Origin of the sequence: Nonomuraea candida, from assembly GCF_000725485.1 — a bacterium.
Taxonomy (GTDB): Bacteria; Actinomycetota; Actinomycetes; order Streptosporangiales; family Streptosporangiaceae; genus Nonomuraea; species Nonomuraea candida.
In genome coordinates this window covers 37851-60312 of the sequence record NZ_JOAG01000044.1, presented here as the reverse complement: position 1 = coordinate 60312, position 22462 = coordinate 37851, and the positions used below count along the sequence as shown (strand labels likewise).

17 protein-coding genes are annotated in these 22462 nt (G+C 74.4%); 5 read left to right on the top strand and 12 right to left on the bottom strand.

All coding sequences use genetic code 11. The annotated features are described in order from the left end of the window. Nucleotides 1-4: 4 nt before the first annotated feature. Nucleotides 5-1033, bottom strand: a complete 1029-nt coding sequence (locus tag IO39_RS34620; RefSeq protein ID WP_043632379.1) for a rod shape-determining protein — start codon at nt 1031-1033, stop codon at nt 5-7. Between the two features lie 400 nt (nt 1034-1433). On the opposite strand from IO39_RS34620, the gene IO39_RS34615 reads away from it, so the two are divergent. Further along, nucleotides 1434-2969, top strand: coding sequence for a long-chain-fatty-acid--CoA ligase (locus IO39_RS34615; RefSeq protein ID WP_043632377.1), 1536 nt, complete (start codon nt 1434-1436; stop codon nt 2967-2969). An 85-nt stretch (nt 2970-3054) separates the two neighbouring features. Here the strand turns inward: IO39_RS34615 and IO39_RS34610 are convergent, their stop codons facing one another. Beyond that, entirely contained in the window at nt 3055-3891 is an 837-nt protein-coding gene (locus tag IO39_RS34610; RefSeq protein WP_043632374.1) for a helix-turn-helix transcriptional regulator, read from the bottom strand. Between the two features lie 315 nt (nt 3892-4206). Continuing rightward, nucleotides 4207-5181 carry a helix-turn-helix transcriptional regulator gene (locus tag IO39_RS34605; RefSeq protein WP_043632370.1) on the bottom strand — a complete coding sequence of 325 codons (975 nt, stop codon included), beginning with the start codon at nt 5179-5181 and terminating at the stop codon, nt 4207-4209. 122 nt (nt 5182-5303) lie between these two features. Here IO39_RS34605 and IO39_RS34600 point away from each other — a divergent pair, with 122 nt between their 5' ends. Continuing rightward, the gene (locus IO39_RS34600) at nt 5304-5699 is read left to right on the top strand and encodes a RidA family protein (protein ID WP_043632366.1); all 396 of its coding nucleotides are present in this window, start codon (nt 5304-5306) and stop codon (nt 5697-5699) included. A gap of 80 nt (nt 5700-5779) precedes the next feature. Here IO39_RS34600 and IO39_RS34595 read toward each other — a convergent pair whose 3' ends face one another. Continuing rightward, nucleotides 5780-6616 carry an ABC transporter permease gene (locus IO39_RS34595; protein WP_084773976.1) on the bottom strand — a complete coding sequence of 279 codons (837 nt, stop codon included), beginning with the start codon at nt 6614-6616 and terminating at the stop codon, nt 5780-5782. Further along, entirely contained in the window at nt 6606-7568 is a 963-nt protein-coding gene (locus IO39_RS34590) for an ABC transporter ATP-binding protein (protein WP_052423737.1), read from the bottom strand. Before IO39_RS34590 ends, IO39_RS34595 begins: the two co-directional genes overlap by 11 nt. 389 nt (nt 7569-7957) lie before the next feature. Here IO39_RS34590 and IO39_RS34585 point away from each other — a divergent pair, with 389 nt between their 5' ends. Further along, nucleotides 7958-8947: a helix-turn-helix domain-containing protein gene (locus IO39_RS34585; protein WP_157549257.1), complete on the top strand. Its 990-nt coding sequence runs from the start codon at nt 7958-7960 to the stop codon at nt 8945-8947. Here the strand turns inward: IO39_RS34585 and IO39_RS34580 are convergent. After that, nucleotides 8877-10208, bottom strand: a complete 1332-nt coding sequence (locus IO39_RS34580; protein WP_245642467.1) for a cation:proton antiporter — start codon at nt 10206-10208, stop codon at nt 8877-8879. The two genes, IO39_RS34585 and IO39_RS34580, sit on opposite strands and share 71 nt — an antisense overlap. Before the next feature lie 279 nt (nt 10209-10487). On the opposite strand from IO39_RS34580, the gene IO39_RS34575 reads away from it, so the two are divergent. Beyond that, complete coding sequence (locus IO39_RS34575) at nt 10488-11009, top strand: DUF6229 family protein (protein ID WP_043632351.1); 522 nt, start codon at nt 10488-10490, stop codon at nt 11007-11009. Nucleotides 11010-11058: 49 nt separating this feature from the next. Further along, nucleotides 11059-14100, top strand: a complete 3042-nt coding sequence (locus IO39_RS34570) for a type 2 lanthipeptide synthetase LanM family protein (RefSeq protein WP_063765399.1) — start codon at nt 11059-11061, stop codon at nt 14098-14100. A 79-nt stretch (nt 14101-14179) separates the two neighbouring features. Here IO39_RS34570 and IO39_RS34565 read toward each other — a convergent pair whose 3' ends face one another. Genes IO39_RS34565 through IO39_RS34540 form a run of 6 tightly spaced genes read right to left on the bottom strand, consistent with a single transcriptional unit; the run spans nt 14180 to nt 22460 of the window. Beyond that, the gene (locus IO39_RS34565) at nt 14180-14956 is read right to left on the bottom strand and encodes an AfsR/SARP family transcriptional regulator (protein ID WP_043632348.1); all 777 of its coding nucleotides are present in this window, start codon (nt 14954-14956) and stop codon (nt 14180-14182) included. Beyond that, nucleotides 14953-16218 (bottom strand): MFS transporter, encoded by a 1266-nt coding sequence (locus IO39_RS34560; RefSeq protein WP_211267267.1) that lies wholly within the window; start codon nt 16216-16218, stop codon nt 14953-14955. The genes IO39_RS34565 and IO39_RS34560 overlap by 4 nt, the downstream gene beginning before the upstream one ends. After that, nucleotides 16215-17366: a ScyD/ScyE family protein gene (locus IO39_RS34555; RefSeq protein WP_052423736.1), complete on the bottom strand. Its 1152-nt coding sequence runs from the start codon at nt 17364-17366 to the stop codon at nt 16215-16217. Before IO39_RS34555 ends, IO39_RS34560 begins: the two co-directional genes overlap by 4 nt. Further along, nucleotides 17363-18922 carry an AMP-binding protein gene (locus IO39_RS34550; protein WP_052423735.1) on the bottom strand — a complete coding sequence of 520 codons (1560 nt, stop codon included), beginning with the start codon at nt 18920-18922 and terminating at the stop codon, nt 17363-17365. The genes IO39_RS34555 and IO39_RS34550 overlap by 4 nt, the downstream gene beginning before the upstream one ends. Further along, nucleotides 18919-21096, bottom strand: a complete 2178-nt coding sequence (gene pabB / locus IO39_RS34545; RefSeq protein WP_043632450.1) for an aminodeoxychorismate synthase component I — start codon at nt 21094-21096, stop codon at nt 18919-18921. The genes IO39_RS34550 and pabB overlap by 4 nt, the downstream gene beginning before the upstream one ends. Continuing rightward, complete coding sequence (locus tag IO39_RS34540; RefSeq protein ID WP_052423734.1) at nt 21096-22460, bottom strand: aldehyde dehydrogenase family protein; 1365 nt, start codon at nt 22458-22460, stop codon at nt 21096-21098. Before IO39_RS34540 ends, pabB begins: the two co-directional genes overlap by 1 nt. Nucleotides 22461-22462 lie beyond the last annotated feature (2 nt).

Sequence of the window (22462 nt, the reverse complement as noted above, 5' to 3'; positions counted from 1 at the left end):
CCGATCAGCGCCGCGGCTCGGGCACCAGGACGCCCTGCAGCCGGTCGAACTCCTCGACGCACCGGCCGGAGCCCAGCACCACGGAGTGCAGCGGGTTCTCCACGACCCTGATCGGCATGCCGGTGGCCTGGCCCAGCCGCCGGTCCAGGCCGCGCAGCAGCGCGCCGCCGCCGGTCAGCGTGATGCCGGTCTTCACCAGGTCACCGGCCAGCTCGGGCGGGCACTGGTCGAGCGCGGTCTGCACGGCGTCGATGATGGCGTGCACGGGCTCCTCGATGGCCTCGCGCACCTCCGCCGCCGAGATCCTGACCGTGCGCGGCAGGCCGCTGATCAGATCGCGTCCCCTGATGTCGGCCTCCGGCTCCTGCTCCTGCGGGCAGGCGAAGCCCAGCTCGATCTTGATCTCCTCGGCCGTGCGCTCGCCGAGGAGCAGCGAGTGCTCCTTCTTGACGTACTGGATGATGGCCTCGTCCAGCTCGTCGCCGCCGACCCGCAGCGAGCGGGCGGTGACGATGCCGCCCAGCGAGATGACGGCGACCTCCGTGGTGCCGCCGCCGATGTCGACCACCATGCTGCCCACGGCCTCGTTCACCGGCAGCCCCGACCCGATGGCGGCGGCCATGGGCTCCTCGATGATGTACACCTTGCGGGCGCCGGCCTGGTATCCCGCCTCCTTCACCGCGCGCTGCTCCACCCCGGTGGTGCCGCTGGGCACGGCCACGACGAGGCGGGGCTGGACGAAGTGGCGGCGGCGGTGCACCTTCTGGATGAAGTAGCGCAGCATCTGCTCGGCCACTTCGAGCTCGGTGATCACGCCGTCGGCGAGCGGGCGGATGGCCACGATGTGGCCGGGTGTGCGGCCGATCATCTGTTTGGCCTCGGCGCCGACCGCGACGATCTTCTCGGTCCTGGTGTTCAGCGCCACGACCGAGGGCTCGTCCAGGACGATCCCCTTGTTGCGGACGTACACGAGCGTGTTGGCCGTGCCGAGGTCGACCGCCATGTCACGACCGAGGAAGTCCAGCACAGACATGTCCCCCCCACGAAAGGACTTTGTAGACCCGTACCTCCTGGCAGAAAAGCCGCAGGCCACCGTGGACACGGCGATGGGCGCCACCAGCCCCCGGCGGGATGAGCGCGGCGAGCGGCATCCCGATGACCGGCGGCCGGGCGGCAGCGGTCATCCGTTTCGGGGTGGCAACTCCCTCTATGCCTGGATCAAGAAAACTTATAACTCGATCTATAATTTTTTTCAACCTGGACATACAAGTTTCCGAGGCGCGCGGCGGCGGCCGAACGCACGCCCGCCGCGCCGGGCTGACGGCACGGTGTCCTGGGAGACGGCACGTTCGTACAAGGTCGCGGCCCGGTCCGCGCGGCATCCTGGGGACGCGCACGCTCCGGCGCGTGCGCGTTTTCGAGGAAGGGCCGCGATGCTCAATCTGTCGATCGTCCTGGAGGACAGCGCCCGCGCGGTTCCGGACCGCGCCGCCCTGGTCTTCGGCGACCTGCGCCTGTCGTACTCCATGGTGGACTCCGTCGCGAACCAGGTGGCCGGGCTCCTGGCGGACCGGGGGATCGGCAAGGGCGACAAGGTCGCGCTGCTGTGCCCGAACCTGCCCTACTTCCCGTTCGTCTACTTCGGCATCCTCAAAGCGGGGGCGACCGTGGTCCCGCTCAGCGTGCTGCTGCAGCCGCGCGAGATCACCTACCACCTGGCCGACAGCGACGCCAAGGCGTTCTTCTGCTTCGAGGGCACCCCCGAGCTGCCGACGGGGGCGCGCGGGCGGGAGGGGTTCGACGGCGCGGCGGAGTGCGAGCACTTCCTGGTGCTGCCCGCCACCCCGCTGGCCACCGAGTCGGAGCACGGCGAGTCGTTCTGGGCGGCGCTGGACGGGATGCCCGCCCAGTTCGAGACGGTACGGACCGGGCCGGACGACATCGCGGCCATCCTCTACACCTCCGGCACCACCGGCCGGCCCAAGGGCGCCGCGCTCACCCACGCGAACCTGCTGATCAACACGATGGTGAGCGACGAGATGTTCCCGGCCGATCCCGAAGGCGACGTCTCGCTGGCCGTGCTGCCGTTCTTCCACTCCTTCGGCCAGACCTCGGTCATGAACGTGAGCCTGCGCCGCCGCGCCACGCTGGTGCTCCTGCCGCGTTTCGAGCCCGGCCGGGCGCTGGAGCTGATGCGCGAGGAGAAGGTGACGATGTTCGCGGGGGTGCCGACCATGTACTGGGCGATGCTGGCGAAGATCCACGCCGACGGGGCCGAGGTGCCCACCACGTTACGGGTGGCGGTGTCGGGGGCCGCCGCCTGCCCGGTGGAGGTGCTCAAGGACTTCGAGGCCACGTTCGGCATCCCGATCCTGGAGGGGTACGGCCTGTCGGAGACCTCCCCCGCGGCCTGCTTCAACCAGCTCGGCCGGCCCACCAGGCCCGGCACCATCGGCTTCCCCATCTGGGGGGTGGAGATGCGGCTGGTGGACGACCACTGGAACACCATCGAGGGCGAGGGGCCCGGGGAGATCGCCATCCGGGGCCACAACGTCATGAAGGGCTACCACGGGCGGCCCGAGGAGACCCGGGAGGTGCTGCGGGACGGCTGGTTCCGTACCGGTGACGTCGCCACCCGCGACGAGGGCGGCTACTACAGCATCGTCGACCGCACCAAGGACATGATCATCCGGGGTGGGTTCAACATCTACCCGCGCGAGCTGGAGGAGGTGCTGATGGCGCATCCGGCGGTCTCGCTGGTGGCGGTGGTCGGCGTGCCGCACGAGTCGTACGGGGAGGAGGTCAAGGCGTACGTCATCCCGGCGCCTGGCGCGACGGTGACCGAGGACGAGCTCGTCGCCTGGGGCAAGGAGAACCTGGCCGCCTACAAGTACCCGCGGATCGTCGAGTTCCGCGAGACCCTGCCGATGACGGAGACCGGCAAGATCCTCAAGCGCGAGCTGCGGTAGCCGGCCCGCGACCGTCACGCCGACGACGCGTCCGGGCCGCTGCGGGGGCGGGCTCCGGGGCGGGGCCGTGGCGTGCTTCGCGGGGTCAGGGCACCCAGTCGATCGCGGCGGACAGCTCGGAGGGCGTGGTCCCGAAGGTGTCCCGGAACACCCGGGTGAAGTGCGGGCCGTCGGTGAACCCGGCGCTGTGGGCGGCCGCCGTCAGCGTCCGCCCCTCGGCCACCAGCCCGATGGCGCGCTGCATGCGCGACCACCGCACGTACGGCCGCAGCGGGATCCCCACGTGCGCGCTGAACAGGTGCGCCAGCCGGCTGGGCGACAGGTGGACCGCGTCCGCCACCGCCCGCAGGCGCACCGGCCCCCGCTCCAGGAGCGTGGGGATCACCTCGATCGCCGCCTCCACCGCCGGGTGCGGCGGAAGGCCGGCGGCGGTGTGGTGGCCGGTCCAGTCCTCGACCGCCCGCAGCGCGGCCGCCGCCTCGGCGAAGCGGGCGTGACCGGCCGACGGCGGCCTGAACACGAGCGGCCGGGCTTCCCCCGGACCTGCCGGCACCTGGCCGGGGTGCGCTGCGGCCGGCCTCTGAGCCGGGCCGGCCGGCCGCGCTGCGGGCGGGGGCCAGGCGAAAGGCTCGGCCGGGGTGCCGAGGCGGGCGAGCAGCGCGCGGCCCGGGGAGCTGCGGGGGTCCAGGTGAACGAGCAGGGCCTGGCGGGCGCCGGCGACCACGGCGTGGCGGGCGCCGGGGGGAACGACGGCGGCCCGGGTGGTCAGCCGCTCGCCGTGGGCGCCGGCCATGGTGAAGGGCTCGGCGGCGACGATGAGCTGGACCGCGTGGTGCGCGTGCGGTTCGTTCCTGCCGACCGTGCCGCCGTACAGCATGAGGCCGGGGCGGAGCAGGCACCAGCCGCGCCAGGGATGCGACATCACACCGTCTTATACCCCCGCCCCGGCCTCCGCCTCCCTCAAGGCGTCACCACCCCAGGACCCTCAGGAGCCATCCCTGCGAGGAGGGGCGGACGGGCGCCGCGACCGGCTCGCGGGGCTCAGCCGGGCCGGCGCCGCTCCCGTTGCCGGATCAGCTCCTCGACCGCGCTCGGCAGCGTGGTCTCGAAGTCGATCAGCTTGGCCCAGGTCGGGGTCACGACGATCCGGACCATGCCGTCGCGGTAGAACGGCCCATCCTGGTACGACGGGGACGAAGCCGCCGCGGCATTCGGGAAAGCTGCCAGGTTCGAGGGGTCAGGATGACGGGGCGTAGCGGGCGGCGATCGCCAGGGCGCGGTCGCGAATCCTGTCGCGCAGCCACTGCGGGCTCAGCGCCTCGGCTCTCGCGGTGAGCTGCCACAGCGCCCACTCGGCGTGCCTGCGGTCCTGGAAGGTCACCTCCATCCGCAGCCGGCCGTCCGGGTCGGTCTCCTCGGCGAGGACGGCCAGCGCGGTGCCCACCAGGTCCTCCCGCCGCGCCGGGTCGATGCGCACCAGCACGGCGACCTGGTCGCCGCCGGTGCGGAACCGGGTGCTGCGCTCCTGCCAGGCGCGGTCCAGGTCGACCCGGTCCGGGCGCTGCGCGGGCTCGGCGAGCTCCTCGGCGGCCAGGATGCGCGACAGCCGGTACGTGCGGTCCGCGCCGGACCTGGTGGCCAGCAGGTAGCCCCGCTCGCGTACGGTGACCAGGCCGATCGGGTCCACCGTGCGCCACTTCGGGCTCTGGTCCACCGCCGCGTAGTGGATGCGCAGCTTGCGCCCGGCGAACACCGCGCGCAGGACCTCGGCCACGATCGCGTCCGGCACCTCCTCGTCGGCCAGCCGGCGCGACAGCAGGTCGGTCTCCGGGTCGATGAGCAACCGCTCGGCCGCGCCGGCCGCGGTGCCCCGATAGCTCTCGGGCAGCGCGTCGACCACCTTGAGCATCGCCGAGGCCAGCGCCGAGCCGAGGCCGAACGCCTGCGCGCCGCGCCGCGACCCCGCGACCAGCAGGGCGAGGGCCTCGTCGTGGTTCAGCCCGGTCAGCTCGGTACGGAAGCCGGGCATCAGCGCGAACCCGCCGTGCCGGCCGCGTTCGGCGTAGACCGGGACGCCGGCCGCCGACAGCGCCTCGATGTCGCGCAGCACGGTGCGGGTGGACACCTCCAGCTCGCGGGCCAGCGCGGTGGCCGACATCCGGCCGTGCTGCCGCAGCAGCAACACCAGGGAGACCAGCCGGTCGGCACGCATGCGGAAAATCTATCCGGAATACACGACACAGGATGTCGCCATTGCCTGGAAGGCTCATCGACGTGCCGGAAGGGCCCGAGGGCCCCGGCGATGTCGACGAAACGAATGGAGCTGATGTGGCAATGGAGCGTACGGCGGTCAACCCGTGGACGTGGTCGGTGGAGCTGGGGTACAACCAGGGCGAGCTCGTCTCCGGGCAGACCCGCACCCTCTACTGCGCCGGGCAGACCGCGATGAGCGGCGACGGCAAGCCCCGGCACGCCGGTGACATGGCGGCGCAGCTGGCGCTGAGCCTCGACAACCTGGAGGCCGTGCTCGGCGAGGCCGGCATGTCCCTCGCGGACCTCGTCCGGCTCAACGTCTACACCACCGACGTCGATCGGCTCTTCGAGCACTACGGCGTGCTGGCGTCCCGGCTGGGCGCCGCGGGGGTGGCGCCGGCCACCACGATGCTCGGGGTGACCCGGCTGGCGATCCCCGACCTGATGGTCGAGCTCGAAGGCACCGCGGTCGCGTGACGCGACCTCGCCGCCTCCGGCCGGGCCGCCGGAGGCGGCGGGGATTCCCGAAGCCCAGGACCCACGGGCGACGGAGGCCGTCAGCCGTGGCGGGGCTCCCAGCGGAAGTACTTGCGGGCGATCAGTGTTCCGACGACGATCCATGCGCAGATGAGCAGGAGCCGTGGTGCGGCGGCGGCCCAGGACTGGGTGAAGCCGAGTTCCGGGTGCGGGGCGGCTGTGGTGAAGTCGAGGCCGAAGTAGCCGATGCGGATGACGTCGACGACCGGGGACAGGGGCAGGGAGGCGGCGATGCGCTGGAGCAGCTCGGGCATGCCGGTCAGGGGGAAGCTGGCCTGGGAGGTGGCGGCCAGGACGAGCATCGCCGGCAGGACGGTGATCTGCGCGGACTCGCCGCTCTTGGTGACGCCGGACAGCGCGGCGGCCAGCGGGACGAACATGACCGAGCCCAGGACCACGCCGAGGAACAGCAGGGGCAGGTTGCGGGGCAGGTGGCCGCCGAGGGTGGTGATGCTCAGGGTGATCAGGACGGCTGCCTGGACGACGTAGACCAGGGTGGTGGCCAGGCCGCTGCCGGCGAAGATGGCCGTCTCGGACAGGACGCTGCCGCGCATGCGTTTGAGGACGAGTTCCTCGCGGCGGACGGTGAAGACGGTGGTCAGGTGCATGAAGGTGACGAAGAAGCCGGCCAGGGCGAGCATCCCGGTCAGGGTGTAGAGGCCGGTGGAGACGCCGGAGACGTAGCCGCTGCGCAGCAGCAGGGCCACGCTGCCCAGCAGCAGGGGGAAGGCGATGGCGGTGAAGAAGGCCATGCGGTTGCGCAGCAGCAGGGTCAGGTCGAGCCGGGCCACCCTCCAGGTGTTGCCGAGCAGCAGTGATGGATCGAGGGACGGGGACTGGGGCCGGCTAAGCGCCATGAGCCACCTCCAGGAAGACGTCCTCCAGGGAGGCGCTGCGCACCTCGAGCCGGGTCAGGACGAGACGGTGTTCGGATGCCCAGGCCAGCAGGCGGGCCAGGGCGTGCTGGGTGTCGGCCGGGTCGGGGCTGAGCCGGTACTCGACCGTGCCGCGCTCCACCCGGGGCCGGACGCCGTTCAGGGCGGGCAGGTGGCGGGCGGCGACCTGGGCGGGGTGCTGGAAGCGGATGCTGTGCCCGTGGGCGGCCACCACCTCGGCGACGGTGCCGGTCAACTCGATCCGGCCGGCGTGCATGATGGCCAGCCGGCCGGCGAGTTGCTCGGCCTCTTCCAGGTAGTGGGTGGTGAGCAGGACGGTGGTGCCGGCGGCGACCAGGTCCTGGATGAGGGTCCAGGTGTTGCGGCGCGCCTCGGGGTCCATGCCGGTGGTGGGCTCGTCCAGGAACAGCACCTGGGGCCGGGCCAGCGTGGCCAGGGCCAGGTCCAGGCGGCGCTTCTGCCCGCCGGACAGCTGCCTGACCCGGACGCCCGCCTTGTCGGCGAGCTCGACCCGTTCCAGGATCTCGGTGGCCGAGCAGGGCTTGCGCGGGGAGACGTCGCGCCAGAACCGGACGGTCTCCGCCACGGTCAGGTCGCCGAAGAACCCGCCTTCCTGGAGCATCAGGCCGGTGCGGGCGCGGACCCTGGCCCGCTCGGTGAACGGGTCGTGGCCGAGTACCTTCACGCTGCCGCCGGTGGGCGCGGAGAACCCTTCCAGGACCTCGATGGTGGTGGTCTTGCCGGCGCCGTTGGTACCCAGCAGCGCGAACAGCTCGCCCGGCTGGACCTGGAAGGAGACGCCACGCACGGCCTCGAAGTCGCCATAGCTCTGCCGCAGGTCACGCACCTCGATGGCGGGCGCACCCCGGGCGCCGTCCGGGATCGTCACTGGTGAAACCTCGTGTGTGATCATGGATTTCTCAGCCTTACCTGTAGGGGATGTTCCGGCGTGCGCGGGCGCACGACGTGGCTTGGCGCATCGCACATTAGGCGGCGCGGCTTTTCCCGAAGAGGGAGAAGCTGCCGGATGGCAGCAAGCTGCCTGCCCATATCCGGTGGAATTCGCGCCGATACGGGTGGCTACCGGATAAATGGCCGCGAGTGGCGGTGTTATAGTGCCCGCGCTCACTGTCGTACATAGGGCTCAGCGGGGGATCTGTGACGGAGAAGGCGCGGATTGAAGAGCACGACGAGAGCGCCGCGAGCGAAATGGGAAACCTGCTGAGCGGGCTTCTTCCCGAGCGGCTCGCCACCGGTTACGCGGCTTTTCTCAGCCACGGTGAATGCTCCGAATCCGAGGCGGTGGAACGCGCGGGTTCGCCCGTCTCGCTGGACGAGCTGATCAGCCGCGGCCTCGTCCACCGGGTGGTCTACAGCTCCTCGACCGCCATCCGGCCCACCGACCCCACCCTGGCCTTCCGTGACATCCTTCATGACCTGCAGAGACAGCTGATCGAGTCGAGCGATCAACTCGCCGCGGCCTACGTCCGGCTCAACGACATCCAGCGGATCTTCTCGCAGCGGGCCGTCGAGCGGGCCCCCGAGGAGGGGATCCGGATCGTGACCGACCCGGAGGAGATCCACTCGCTGTCGCTCTCCCTCGTCAACTCGGCCCGCTCCGACTTCCTGGGCCTGCACACCTGGCGCTTCGACATGCCGCTGCGCAAGGAGAGCTCGGTCCCGCCACCGCGCCGCGTGACCTCGCGCAACGTCCGCTGCCGGTCGGTCTACTCCACCGAGTACTTCGGCAACGAGGTCGGCCACCACGTCATCCAGAGCTCCATCGCCGATGGCGAGGAGGTGCGGATCATGCGCAACCTGCCGATGAAGATGAAGCTCGTCGACGAGGAGGTCGCGATGCTCCCGCTGACTCCCAGCGGCGCCCATGGGATCGCCCTGGTCAGGGCTCCCGTCATCGTCAAGGCGCTGCGGCAGTACTTCGAGCTGCTGTGGGCCAGGGCCACGCCCGTCGCCTCCCCCGCCGGAGCCGGGGCCGCCCCGGCGCCCTCGGCTCCCGGCGGGCCCAGCGAACTGCAGCTCCAGCTCGTGGGGATGATGGCCCTCGGGCTCAAGGACGAGACCATCGCCAACCGCACCGGCATGAGCCTGCGCACCGTCCGCCGCCACATCTCCACGATCATGGAGATGTGGCGGCGGAGACCAGGTTCGCCGCCGGCGTCACGGCCGCCAGGCGCGGCTGGATCGGCTGAAAGCCGGGCGGTCAGGACGGGGTTCCGGGGGTGGTCGCGGGCCGGGCGCCGTCGGCGTTCCTGCGCTCCTCCTCCTCGGTGACGGCGACCCTGGCCATCGCCACCCGCAGGATCGGCGGCGCCATCAGCGAGGTGACGACCGCGACGAGGATGATGATCGTGTACGTTTCCAGGTTCAGCACGCCGAGCCGCAGGCCGACCATGGCGACGATGACCTCGATGACGCCGCGGGCGTTCATCCCCGCGCCCAGCGCGAGCGCCTCCCAGGAGGTGAGCCGGCTGAGCCGGGCCCCGAGGAAGGCCCCGGCGAACTTCCCGGCAACGGCGACGGCCAGCACCAGCAGCCCCGCGCCGAGGACCTCGGGCCTGGCCAGGGCGGTCAGGTCCATGCGCAGCCCCGCGGTGGCGAAGAACACCGGGGCGAGCACGGCCAGCACGACGGTGCGCAGCGGGGCGAGCCCGGCGGGGTCGGGTTTGCCCCAGGCGCCGATGAGGATGCCCATCACGAAGGCGCCGAAGACGGCCTCCAGGCCCAGCGCGTGGGTGCCGGCGGCGGACAGCAGGACGAGCACCACGGTGACGGCGGTGACGGTGGAGGGCGTGCGTACCCGCCGGTAGAGCCGGGCGACCAGCGGCTTGCCGACGAGCGCCGCGAACAGGAGCACCGCGAGCACGTACGCGATCGAGAGCGCCACGTTCCGCGCGGCCAGCCCGGTCGTCGCCATGACCGAGACGATCGACAGCATCACCCAGCCGAACACGTCGTCCACCATTCCGGCGACCAGGGTGAGCTGGCCGATGTTGCGGTGCAGCAGGTTCATGTCGAACAGGGTCTTGGCGATGACCGGGATGGCGCTCACGCACATCGCCACCCCCAGGAAGAGCGCGAACACCGTGCGGTCCGGGCTGCCGGCGGCCAGCGGCGAGGGCAGCAGCCCGGCGCCGAGGCCCAGCGCGAACGGGATGACCAGGCCGAACAGGCTGACCTTGGCGGCGGTGGCGCCGCGCCTGCGCACCAGCCCGAGATCCAGGTGGCTGCCGGTGATCCCCACCAGCAGCAGCACGCCGAGCTGGCCGACCGAGTCCAGCAGGTGGAGCTGCTCGGCATCGCGCGGCAGCAGCCAGGCGGCCAGGGCGGGGGCGGCGTGCTGGAGGAGCGACGGGCCCAGGATGACGCCGGCGCACAGCTCGCCGACCACGGCGGGCAGCTTCCACCGTACGGCGAGCCGGCCCAGCGCCACGGCGACCAGGAGCAGCACCGCGACCTGGAGCAGGAACAGCAGCAGCGGATGGGCGCCGAGCGGCGGGACCGGCGGGGCCGCCACCATGGATGAGTCGGTCACAGTGCTGCCTTTCTCGCGTCATCGGACGTGCCCGGCGCGCGGCGCGCGCACGGGTTGCGGCTGTCGCACGTTCGCGTGGATCCCCCCGAATGCCCCGTTCGCTCCCGGGGGCCCCGCGACAGGGCTCCGGGATCTGCCCAGTGATACGCCCGGGACGGCTCCGGGGATGACGCCACTTTTCGCGCGTGCCGGTCGGCGGGCGGGACTGCAACGGAACTGCAACGGCCGCCCGGAGCATCGGGACTGACCAAGAAGACGAGCCCAGGAGGGACCGGTCACATGTCAGAACTCACCCAGTGGCAAGCCGAGGAGGTCGTCGCCGCCTGGCGCGCCGGGCACCAGACGGCCCAGGGGTTCGACGAACTGATCAACCCGGCGGGACCGCTGTTCGGCGCCGGCGAGGACGACCTCACCTTCGAGTCGGTCACCTTGGGCAGCACCCGGAGTGCCGGCAACACCCGGAGCCCGGCCAACACGCGGGAGATCAACACCCGCGCGGCCAACACGCGCCAGGTCAACACGCGGGAGATCAACACGCGCACGGTCAACACGCGTACCGCCAACACGCGCGAGATCAACACTCGCCAGATCAACACCCGCGCGGCCAGCACGCGTCAGATCAACACCCGCACAGTCAACACGCGCACGGTCAACACCCGCGCCGTCAACACCCGCGCCGTCAACACCCGCGCCGTCAACACCCGGGCGACGGTGAACACGCGGGCGCTGGCGAACACGCGCAGCCTGGCGAACACCCGCTCCACCCGTACCGTCCAGTTCGAGATGGCCGCGGTCTCCTAGCCGTGGGCAGCTTCGACCGGACGCCTCCGCACGCGGAGGTGACGACACCGTGAACGACACCGTGCCGGGTCACCTGCTGGAACCTGCCCTGGTCCGGCTGGCGGCCCGGCTCGGCGCGGTGCCGGGGCTGGCGGAGGCGGAGCGGGAGGCGCTGCACGCCGCCGCCGAGGCGGCGCTGCACGACACCGTACGCCGGCTCGTGGGCCGCGTCCTGCTCCTGGAGCTGCACGCGGCCCGCCTCACCGGCCGGCTCACCGGGGCCGACCCGGCGGCCCGGTGGGCGGAGTGGCGGGCCCTGACGGCCACCCCCGCCTTCTGGACCTCGCTGGGCGGCCACTATCCGACGCTGCTGCCCCGCCTGCGCCGGGTGATCGGCAACAGGTGCGCGGCGGCGCTGACGCTGGCGCACCGGTTCGCCACCGACCGCGCGGCGCTGGGCGCGCTCCTGGGCGGTGGTGGAACGGGGCTGGCCGAGGTGGAGTTCGCGGCCGGGGACAGCCATCGGGGCGGGCAGACCGTGGTCATCCTGGGGTGCGAGGGCGGCCGCGTCGTCTACAAGCCGCGGCCGGTCTCCGTGGACCGCGCCCTGGCGCGGTTCCTGGAGCGGGTGCTGCACGACGAGCCGGCCGAAGCCCGGATCCGGGTGCCCGAGGTGGTGGCGCGCGGCACGTACGGCTGGGCCGGACATGTCGGGCACCGCCACTGCGACGGCGACGCGGAGCTGCGGGCCTTCCATCGTGGCCTGGGACACTGGCTGGCGGTGATGCTCCTGCTCGGCGGCAGCGACCTGCACGCCGAGAACCTCGTCGCGGCCGGGCCGGTGCCCGTCGTCGTGGACTGCGAGACGCTGTTCACGCCGCCGCCGCCCGCCGTGGAGCTGGGGTGCGGCGACGCCACCGACAGGGCCGCGGCGCTGCTGGGCGGCTCGGTGCTGGGCACCGGCCTGCTGCCGGACCGCGGGGTGGCGCTCGGCTGGCGCGGGATCGACCCGTCCGGGATCGGCTCGCTGCCCGGCCAGCAACCGGCCGCGGAGCTGCAGGTCGTCCTGGACGCGGGCACCGATCGGGCCAGGATGGGCCGGGCCCGCGTGGAGGTGCCCGTGGAGCGCAACCTGCCGAGCCCCGAGCCGGTGCTGGGGGCGTACTGGGATCGGGTGGTCGCCGGGTTCACCGAGCTGACCGAGCGGTTGCGGGGCCTGGACGAGGCGGGTGAGCTGGAGCCGGCGCTCGCCGGTTTCGCCGACGTGCCGGTCCGGGTCGTTCCGCGCTCCACCGAGTCGTACGCCGAGCTGGGCCGCATGTTGTGGCACCCGGCGTCGCTGCACGACGAGCCGGCCGCCCGCGCACGCGCCGAGGCCGTGCTCGCCCGGCAGGCGGCCAACGCGCCCGGCAGGCCCGACGATCCGGCGGTGATCGCGGCCGAGGTGGCGGACCTGCTCGTCGCCGACGTGCCCGTCTACTCCACCACGCCGCGCAGGGGACTGCTGACCGGGCCGCGCGGGACGACGTGGGGGGCGGCGGACGACCTGTTCGCCGGCGCGCTGCGCCGCTGGCGGGCGGCCGACGTCGAGGTGGAACGGCAGGTCATCCGGTCCGCCGTGGTCGGCGCGTACCTGAACGACGGGTGGTTGCGCGGCGCGCGGAGCCTGGTGCCGCGCCGGGTGCGCACCACGGACCTGGACCGGCGGCGGCGCGCGGCGGCGGCCGGGATCGTGCGCGTGCTGGCCGCGTCCGCCGTGCGGGGGAACGACGGCAGCGCCACCTGGATCGGGCCGGTGCTCGACCCGGCCGGCTGGGCGGTGCTGCCGCTCGGGCCGGACATGTACGGCGGTACGGCGGGGGTCGCCGTGCTGCTCGCGGCCTACCGGCACGAGGTGGCGCACGGCCGGGCGGACCCGGTGCCCGAGGCGGACGGCCTGCTGCGAGCCGTGCTGCGCACCCTGCGCGCCACCGGCGACGCCCTGCTGCCGGCCGGCGCTTTCGAGGTCGCCGGGGGCTATCTGGGCATCGGGTCGTGGATCTGGGCCTGGCTGCTGCTCGGCCGGCTCGGTGCGGTGGAGCCGGCCGAGGCGGTGTCCCGGGCGTCGGCCGCGCTCACCTCCCTGCCCGCCGCCCTGCCCGCCGACGGGCCGGCCGGGCTGCCCGCCGACGGGCCGTCCGGGCTGCCGGACGGATCGGCCGGGCTGCCGGACGGGCCGGCCGGGCTGCTCGACGGGCCGGCCGGGGCGGTGGTGCCGCTGCTCAGGCTGGACGAGCACGTCCCGGGCGGGCACGCCGGCGCGGTGGCGCTGGCGGCCGAGATCGGGTCCCGGCTGGTGGCGACGGCGCAGGTCCGCGACGGCATCGTCCGGTGGACGGAGCCGGATCCGTCCGTGGCCTCCGCCGGCGAGCCGGCCCATGGGGCCGCTGCCGACCCGGCTTATGGCCCTGCCGGCGGGCCGGCTCATGGTGCCGCTGGGCTGGCCCATGGGGCCGCGGGGATCGGCTGGGCGCTGTCCCGGCTGGCGGCGGCCACCGGGAACGCGGAGGCCGCCGCTCTCGCCGCCGCCGTCTCGGGGCGGGACGAGCTGCCGGCGGGGCTCGATCATCCGACGGTCGGCGCTGCCACCTGGGCTTACGGGGCGGGCGGGATCGGGGTCGTCGCGGCGGACGAGCTGCGGCGGGTGGCCCGGGACGATCCGGCGAGCGCCGCGCGGTGGCGCGCCGTGCTGGGGCGGGCGGCGGCGGTGTGCCGGGCGGACGGTTTCGGCCGCAGCCACACCCTGGCCCACGGGGACCTCGGCGCCTGGGAGGTGCTCACGCTCGCCGCCGACGCCGGCGCGATCGGCGTGGACAGGGAGCGGCTGGACGGCCGCATGCTCAGCGGGATCGAGGAGTTCGGGCCCTGCAGCGGGTTCGCCGGGAACGCGCTGGTGCCGGGGCTGCTGCCCGGGCTCGGCGGTGTCGCCTACCAGCTGTTGCGGATGCATCCCGGCTGCCCGCTGCCCTCCGTCCTGCTCCCCGACCCGGGCGCCGGCGACCTGACCGCGCCCGCCCGCCCACCGGCGGCCGGGCTACCGGCGGCCGGCCTCCGCCAAGGGGCCGGCGGATGAACGTGACGCGGCGGAGGAGTCAGGGGGTGAGCGTGACGCGGCGGAGGAGTCAGGGGGTGAGCGTGACGCTGCCGAGGAGTCAGGGGGTGAGGGTGGCGCTGCGGAGGATGGCCACGTGGAGGGCGCTGGTGGCCGGGGTGGGGTCGATGCCCAGCTCCTCGGCGAGCGTGGCCCGGAGCCGCTCGTACGCGGTCAGCGCCTTGGCGGGCTCGCCGGCCAGCTCGTGGGCCCGCATGAGCAGGCGGCAGGCGATCTCGTCGTACGGATCCTGCGCCACGGCGGACTGCGCGGCCAGGCGCGCCTCCGTCAGACGCCGGCGGCGCAGCGCGGCGGCGGCGGTCACGTGCAGCGCCCGCCGCAGAACGTCGGCCCGCGCCGCCCTGGCGGGCTCGGCCCACGGCGCGTCCGTGGCGTCGGGGAACACCTCGGCGTCGGCGACGAGGCGGACGGCGTCGCCCGCCAGCCGCATGGCCAGGCGCGCGTCCCCCGGCAGGGCGCCTTCGGCGTGGCCGGTCAGCTCGCGCGCCTCCCACAGGTCGACGCGGACGTGCCGGTCCAGGCGGTATCCGCTGCGCCCGCCGAGCACGACGCCGGGGCCGAGCGTGGCGCGCAGCCTGCTGACCAGCGTGGCCAGGTTGTCCCCCGGCCGGGCCGGCCACGTCTCGCCCCACAACGCCTGGGCGGCGGCGTCCAGGCGCACCGGCCGCCCGTCGGCCACGGCGAGCAGCGCGAGCAGCGTACGGGCCTTGCGGCTGCCCACCTCGGCGCCGGTCAGGCGGCGCGCCCCGGAGAAGACCGCGAACTCGCCGACGATCCTCAGCCGCGTCTCCCGCCCGTCACGCTCCTGCCCGCTCATCCGGCCCGGCCCGTGAGCAGGGCGTGCGTCTGTACGGCGATCAGGGACAGCACCAGGACGCCCGCGCCCAGCGTGAGCCCCGCGAAGCCGAACGTGCCGACCACCGGGCCGGCGATCAGCCCGCCGGTCGCCGCGCACAGGCCCACCGTCATGTCGGCCGTGCCCTGGACCCGCAGCCGCCGCCCGGCCGGCACCGACTCGCTGAGCAGCAGCGAGCCGGAGACCAGGCAGGCCGACCAGCCCACGCCGAGCAGCACCAGCCCCGCGGTCAGCCGCCAGGAGTCGTGGCCGGCCGTGCCGGTCACGACGGCGGCGGCCAGCAGCAGCGCCGAGCCGGTCACCAGGCCCGCCCGCCGCCCGAACCGGTCGCAGAGCCGGCCGGCCAGCGGCGACAGGACGTACATGCCCAGCACGTGGGCGCTGGCCGCGGCGCCGATGACGGTCAGGCCGGTGCCCGCCGCCGCCATGTGCACGGGGGTGATCACCATCAGCGGCAGCATGACGGAGTGGCTCACCACCATCGTCATCAGCGCCAGCCGGGCCGGCGGGGTGGCCAGGATCAGCCGGGGCGCCCAGGCGCCGCCGGGGGCGGGCCGGGCCGGCTCGCCGGCGACCCGGCGGGACAGGAGCAGGGGGTCGGGGCGCAGCATCGTGCCGGCCACGGTGGCCGCCACCAGGAAGGCCGCCGCCGCGAAGACGTACGCGCCGGTCAGCGGGGGCAGGCCGGCGCGTCCGGCCACCGCGGCGGCGGGCCCGACCAGGTTCGGGCCGATCGCCACGCCGGCGGTAGCGGCCCAGACGACGGTGGACAGGGCGCGGGCGCGCTGCGCGGGCGTGGCCAGGTCGGTGGCGGCGTACCGGGACTGCAGGCTGGTGGCGGTCGCGGCGCCGTACAGGATGAGCCCGGCCATCAGGACGGGCAGCGAGTTCGTCCAGCCGCCCAGGACCGCGACGCACGCGCCGGCCAGCCCGGTGGCGAAGCCCGCGACCATGCCGCGGCGCCGGCCGAACCGCTGCATGACGAGCACGATGGGCAGGGCGAGCAGCGCCGCCCCGGCCACCTGGGAGCCCTGCGCGTATCCGGCGGCGGCCGGGTCGCCGGCGACGGACGCGGCGAGCAGCCCGCCGGCCGTGGTGCCGGCCAGCGCGCCCACGCCGCCGACGACCTGGGTGACGGCCAGCACCCGAACGGTACGCGCCTGCGCGCGGGCCACGGCGGCGGCGGTCACGTCCACGCCGGTGCGGTTGCCGATGCCGGTCACGGCAGCCGGTAGGCCAGCAGCCGGCCGTTGAGGGAGACGGAGTCGTCGGCGACGTACAGGGTGTCGCGGGCGAAGGACAACGAGCTGGGCATCGTCAGCCCCTCGGTGATGACGGGCACGGCCGTCCCGTCGCGTTCGACGCGGGTGACCCGGCCGGCGGGCGGAGGGACGGTGTGGGGGCTGCCGGCGTAGTCGACTTCGAGGACGTGCAGCCGTCCCCGGGCGTCGACGTCCATGTCGAGGATGGGTGACAGGCCCTGGGCGTGGACGCGCGGCGGCTGCCCGGGGACCACGTGCCAGACGCGCGCGATCTTGCCGGTGTAGGGGTATCCGGTGTACTCGCCGACGTAGTACGAGCCGCGCGGCCCGCGTACGACGGAGGTGGGCACCGACTGGACCTGGGCGGGCCCGTTCGGCGTGGTCACCGTCTGGGCCGGGAACACCGCGACGACCGAGACGGCGCCGTCTGCGGCCACCCGCAGCAGCGCGTTGGCCCCGGCGTCGGCGACCAGGAACCCGTCGCCGTCCGCCAGCACGGCGTACGGATGGCACCACAGCCCGGCGAAGCCCGCGCCGCCGTCCGGGTTGTTCGCGATCTCGTGGGCGGCCAGGTCGGCGAACGGCCGCAGCCCCTTGCGGGTGGCATAGGCGAGGGTGCCGAGGTCGCGACCGGCCGCGCCGAGCGCCTCGCGCCCGGTGGGGTTGTTGGCCAGGCCCATGACGACGACCAGCCCCTTCGGGGTGATGAGCAGGTCGCTCGGCCCGTGCGCGAAGGCGCCGTCCTTGGTGCCGAGCGAGGCGGCGCCGCCGACGAGCGTGGTCCTGCGGCCGTGCGTGAACAGGGAGACGGCGCCGGTGCGGCTGAGACACTGCTCGGCTCCCGCGCTGCCCGGGCTCCTGGGCAGGCAGGGCTCGGTGCCCTCCCGCCCGGACTCGGCGACCAGCACCACGCCGTCGGCCAGGGCGCGGATGCCGCGCGGATGCGCCAGCCCCTCCGCGACGATGCGGGGCGCGGGCGGCACCGGTGACGCCGCACGGGCCGTGGTGGTCGTGGTGGTCGCGGTCGCGCCGGTGGGCGCGCCGTGGGCCGGGAGCGGCAGGGCCGCGCAGGCGAGCAGGGTCGCCGCGAGGACGATGGCTGGTCTCATGAGGAGACGTCCTTTCTGTACGGTCCGCCCGCCGCCTCGGCGCCTTCACGCAGGACGAAGCGGCGGAGTTTGCCGGTGTGCGTGCGCGGAAGCTCCGCGACCACGCGGACCGACTTGGGCACCTTGAAGGCGGCCAGGTGTGCGCGGGCCAGCGCGATCAGCTCCGGCTCCAGCCGCGCGCCGTCCGCCCCGGGCGTGCCGGGCACGCGCGCGGCGTCCGCCCCGGGCGTGCCGGGCACCCGTGCGCCGTCCGCCCCCGGCGTGCCGGGCACCACGAACGCGCGGAGTGCGGTGACGCCGGCCGGGTCGCGCACGGACACCACGGCCACCTCGCGGACGCCGGGATGGCGGGCGAGCACCGCCTCGATCTCGGCCGGCGCCACGTTGATACCGCCGACGACCTCGATGTCGTCGGTGCGGCCGTGGTGCACGTACGTGCCGTCCGGGCGGCGGCTCACCTGGTCGCGCGTGTTGAGCCAGCCGTCGGCCAGCACGCTCGCGGTCAGGTCCGGCGCGCCGAGGTAGCCCGGCATGATCATGGGGCTGCGTACCCACAGCTCCCCGATCTCGCCGTCGGGGACCGGGCCGCCGTCCCGGCCACGGAGCTGGAGCTCGCATTCCGGCACCGGCCGGCCGAGGGTGCCGGGGGTGTTGTCCCAGACGGTGTTGGCGCAGTACGCGTGACCGGCCTCCGTGGCGCCGATCTGCTCCAGCACCGGCGCCCCCAGGGCCCTGGCCACCTTCTCGCCGAGCGCCGGGAGCAGCCGTTCGCCCGCCGACACCGCGGCGCGCAGCGAGGCGAACCCCTCCGGCGGGCAGTGGTCGAGCAGCTTGGCGTAGAACCCGGGCACGGAGAACAGCAGCGTGACCCCGTGCCGGCCGATCGCCGCCGCGACCTCCGCGGGCTTGGGCCGGTGCCCGAACAGCACCGCGCCCGCCCCGGTGAACAGCGGGAAGACCAGCGCGTTGCCGAACCCGTAGGCGAAGTACAGCTTCGACACCGACAGCAGCACGTCGTCGGCGCGCATGCCCAGCACGCCCGCGCCGACGCACCGCTGGTAGGCGGCGAGCTGCCCGTGGGTGTGCACCGCGCCCTTGGGCGCGCCGGTGGTGCCGGAGGTGTACTGGACGTACAGGGGCTCGCCGGGCCCGACGTCGAGGGGCTCGGGGACCGGCCGGGTCCGCCCCAGAGCGAACAACTCCCCGGGAGTGACGCGACACCCGGCGTCGAGGTGGGCGGCGACGATGGTGTGGGGGGTGCAGCCGGCGGCGATCCTGGCGTGGTCGGAGGTCGTGAGGTCGGGGTTGACGATGACGGCCGGCGCGCCGATCCGCGCCGCGCCGAGGAAGGCCGCGACCAGGCCGATGCCGTCGGGGAGCGCGAGCAGCACGCGGTCGCCCCGGCGCACCCCCCGCGCGGCCAGCCCGGCCGCGGCGACGGCGGCCAGCCGGTGCACGTCCGCGTGCGTGTGCGGGACGCCGTCGGCCCAGAACGCGGTGCGCCCCAGCCAGCCGCCCGCTTCGGCGAGCCGCTCGATCTGCCGGACGACGTTCATCGGGCCGCCTCCGGCAGCCCGCCGCCCGCACGCCCGCCGGCCTCTGATCGCGCGTCAGCCTCCAGCGGACCATCGGCCACCGGCGGCGCGCCGGTCGCCGGGTTGCCCGGGGTGGTCTCCTCGGCCAGGCCGAGGAGCGGGGCGCAGGCCTTGAGCAGCATCTCCTCGTACTCGGCCACGGGGTCGGAGTCGAGCACGACGGCGCCGCCCGCGCCGATCCTGACGCCGTCGGGGGTGAAGACGGCCGTCCTGATCGTGATGTTCAGGTCGGCGGTCCCGTTGCAGCCCAGGAACCCGATCGTGCCCGAGTACGGGCCGCGCGCCTCCGTCTCCAGCTCGTCGATGATCTCCATGGTGCGCAGCTTGGGCGCGCCGGTCATGGAGCCGCCGGGGAAGCACGCGCGCAGGCAGTCCACGGCCGACGCCCCGGGCCGCAGCGACCCGCGGATCGTCGAGACGAGCTGGTGCACGGTCTGGTACGACTCGACCTGCATCAGGGCGGGCACGTGCACGCTGCCGGGCTCGCACACCCGGCCGAGGTCGTTGCGGAGCAGGTCGACGATCATGAGGTTCTCCGCGCGGCTCTTCGGGTCGCCGGCCAGCGTGGTGCGCAGGCGCTCGTCCTCGGCCTCGGTGCCACCCCGGGGAGCGGTGCCCTTGATCGGCTTGCTCTCCACGACGCGGCCCCGGTCGATCGTCAGGAAGCGTTCGGGCGAGGAGCAGGCGACCTGGACGCCGCCGGCCGACAGGTAGGCCGCGTACGGCGCGGGGTTGCGGGCGCGCATCCGGCCGTAGAAGCGCAGCGGGCTCGCGACGGGCGGCAGGCGCACCGCGTTGGTCAGGCAGATCTCGTACGACTCGCCGGCGAGCAGCTCGTCCTGGCAGCGCCGCACGTCGGCCAGGTAGCGCGCGCGGCCGCGTACCAGACCGGCCTCCGCCACCGCGCGCAGGCCGGAACCGCCCATGACCCCGGAACCACCCGCCGGGCCGGGACGGGGCGGCCGCGGCGGGTGGGTGAGCGCGCCCGCGGTCGTGGCCGCCCGGTCCAGCCAGCCGGTCGCCGCCCGCTCCGACTCCCGCGTGGCGACGCTCAGGGCCACCAGGTGCAGGGTGCCGTCGGCGTGGTCGGCGACCGCGAACCGGTCGGGGAACATCCACACCGCGTCCGGCACCTCGGAGGAGTGCTTGGCCGAGGCGCCGCAGTCGGCCTTGACCTCGTAGCCGAGGTAGCCGATGAACCCGCCGGTGAAGTCGAACGGCAGCTCCGGCGCGTGCACCGTCCGCCGCCGCAGCTCCCGGTCCAGGACCTCCAGGATGGTCCCGGTGACCCGCCGCGTGCCGGCGCCGACCGTCTCGATGGCGACCTCCCCCTCGCCGACCCGGTAGGTCAGCACCTCGCCGTGCGCGGGGGACGCCTCGGCCAGGTAGGAGAACCTGGCCAGGCCGGGGCCGTGCCGGGCGCTGTCCAGCCACATGGTGTGCCGGGAGCCGCCGAAGAGCGCGTGGTAGACGGCCTCGCTCCCGGCGCGCAGCGGGACCGACCGCAGGTGCGCGGTGTACTGCCGGGGGCCGGTGGCCCGTGCCGCCGGGCGGCGGTGGTGGCGTTCGGCGATGTGCCGGAAGTTCGCCAGCAGCCGCGCCCCGTACTCGGTCAGCACCGACTCGGGGTGGAACTGCACCCCCCAGATCGGCCGGTGCCGGTGGCGCAGCCCCATGAGCACGCCGTCCTCCGCCCACGCGGTCGCCTCCAGGTGGCCGGGCAGCGGCTCGGGCACCCGCAACGAGTGGTAGCGCACTCCCCTGAAGTCCTGCGGGATGCCGTGGAACAGCTCGTCGCCGGTGTGGCGGACGCGGCTGACGTGCCCGTGCCGGGCGGCCGGGGCCCGCTCGACCGCGCCGCCCCCGGCCGCCGCGATCCCCTGGTGCCCGAGGCACACCCCGAGCACGGGTACGGTCGCCTCCCGCAGCACGTCGGCGCACCGGCCGAAGTCCTCCGGATTGCCGGGGTCGCCGGGGCCCGGGGAGATGACCACGCAGTCCAGCTCGGCGGCCAGCTCCAGGCAGCGCGGGTCGTCGTTGGCGACCACCACGGGGTCGGCGCCGTTGATCCGCGCCAGCAGCTGGAACAGGTTGTAGGTGTAGGAGTCGTAGTTGTCGATGAGCAGGCAGCGGATCAATTCCGGCCACCGCCGATCACGGTCGTCTTGCGGACGGCGAGCATGTGCATGAGGCCGTCGCCGTACAGGGAGGGGGGCATCGTGGCCCAGGGCGGCACGGGGGCGGTGACCACCCGGCCGATGCGGGGCTCCTCCTCGGCCAGGCGGGCCAGGCGGTCGTCGCCCAGCACGGTCACGACCAGGGAGTCACGCAGGGGCGCCACGCCCTCGTCCGGACGCCAGGGGGCGACGACGACGAAGGGCGAGGTCAGCTCGGTGTGCACGGCCGGGTGGGCGGAGCTCGGCGCCGACAGCACCACCGGGCGCACCGCGTACGAGCCGTCGCCGAGCGCGGCCAGCGGGTCGCCGCCGTAGTGCGGGGCGGTGTGGTCGGTCAGGCCGGCGGCCAGCTCGGCCAGGTGCTTGCGCAGGACGGCGGCGCGTTCGGCCGGCACGGCGGGCAGCCGTGCCCGGTCGTCGGTGACGAGGCGGACCGGGGTCGCCGCGAGCCGTTCGGCCAGGGTGTCGGCGAGCGCGCCGGGGTCCTGGGTGGTGAGGATGGCCGAGACGTTGTCGCAGCGCACGCCGCCGTCGCCGAGCACGGTGTCCAGCAGGTAGTCCAGCTCGGCGGCGGAGGGCTCGTGGTCGATGACGAGCTTGCTGCGGCCGGGGCCGTTCACGCGGACGTCGCGCCGTCGCTCCCACTGGCGGGTGAGCTTGGGCGGGCCCTGCACGGCTCCGGCGTCGGCGCGCTCGACCAGCAGGTGGCCGAGCCGGTCCGGTCCCGGCAGCAGGGTGAGCTTCTCCGGCGCGACCCCGGCCGCGAGCAGCGCGCCCATGAGGCGGTGCGGCGTGAGCGGGTCGGAACGTCCCGGGCGGATCATCACGCTGTAGCCGAGTGACAGGGCGCGCAGCCACAACGAGTTGCCCCCGGAGTGGGTGCCGAGGTTGGTGAGCATCGCGAAGAGCCGGCCCCGGGGGATCCAGCGGGTGGCGATGCCGTCCACGTCCGGGATCGGCGGCAGGTCGAGCGCGTTGTGCCGGCGCACGTCGGTGAGCACCCGGGCCAGGTAGTGCAGGCCGTCGCGGACGACGGGCTTGGGCACGCCGGTGGCGAGCGCGCAGCGGGTCAGGTAGTCGCCGGGCGAGCGGCCGTCCACCTCCTCGGTGAGCAGGATCTCGGCGGCGCGCGAGAGCGTCGCCTGGCCGGGCGGTACGCCGTCGGCTGCCGCGCGGACCCGTTCCACCGCCGGCGCCGCCGTCAGCGGCGCGGCCGGGCGCACCTCCGCCACGGGGGCGCCGTGCACGCCGAGGAGGTCGGAGCGGTCGTGACTGTCCATGGGCTCGCCGGCGACCAGCGGCCGGATCGTGGGGATGGGCATCG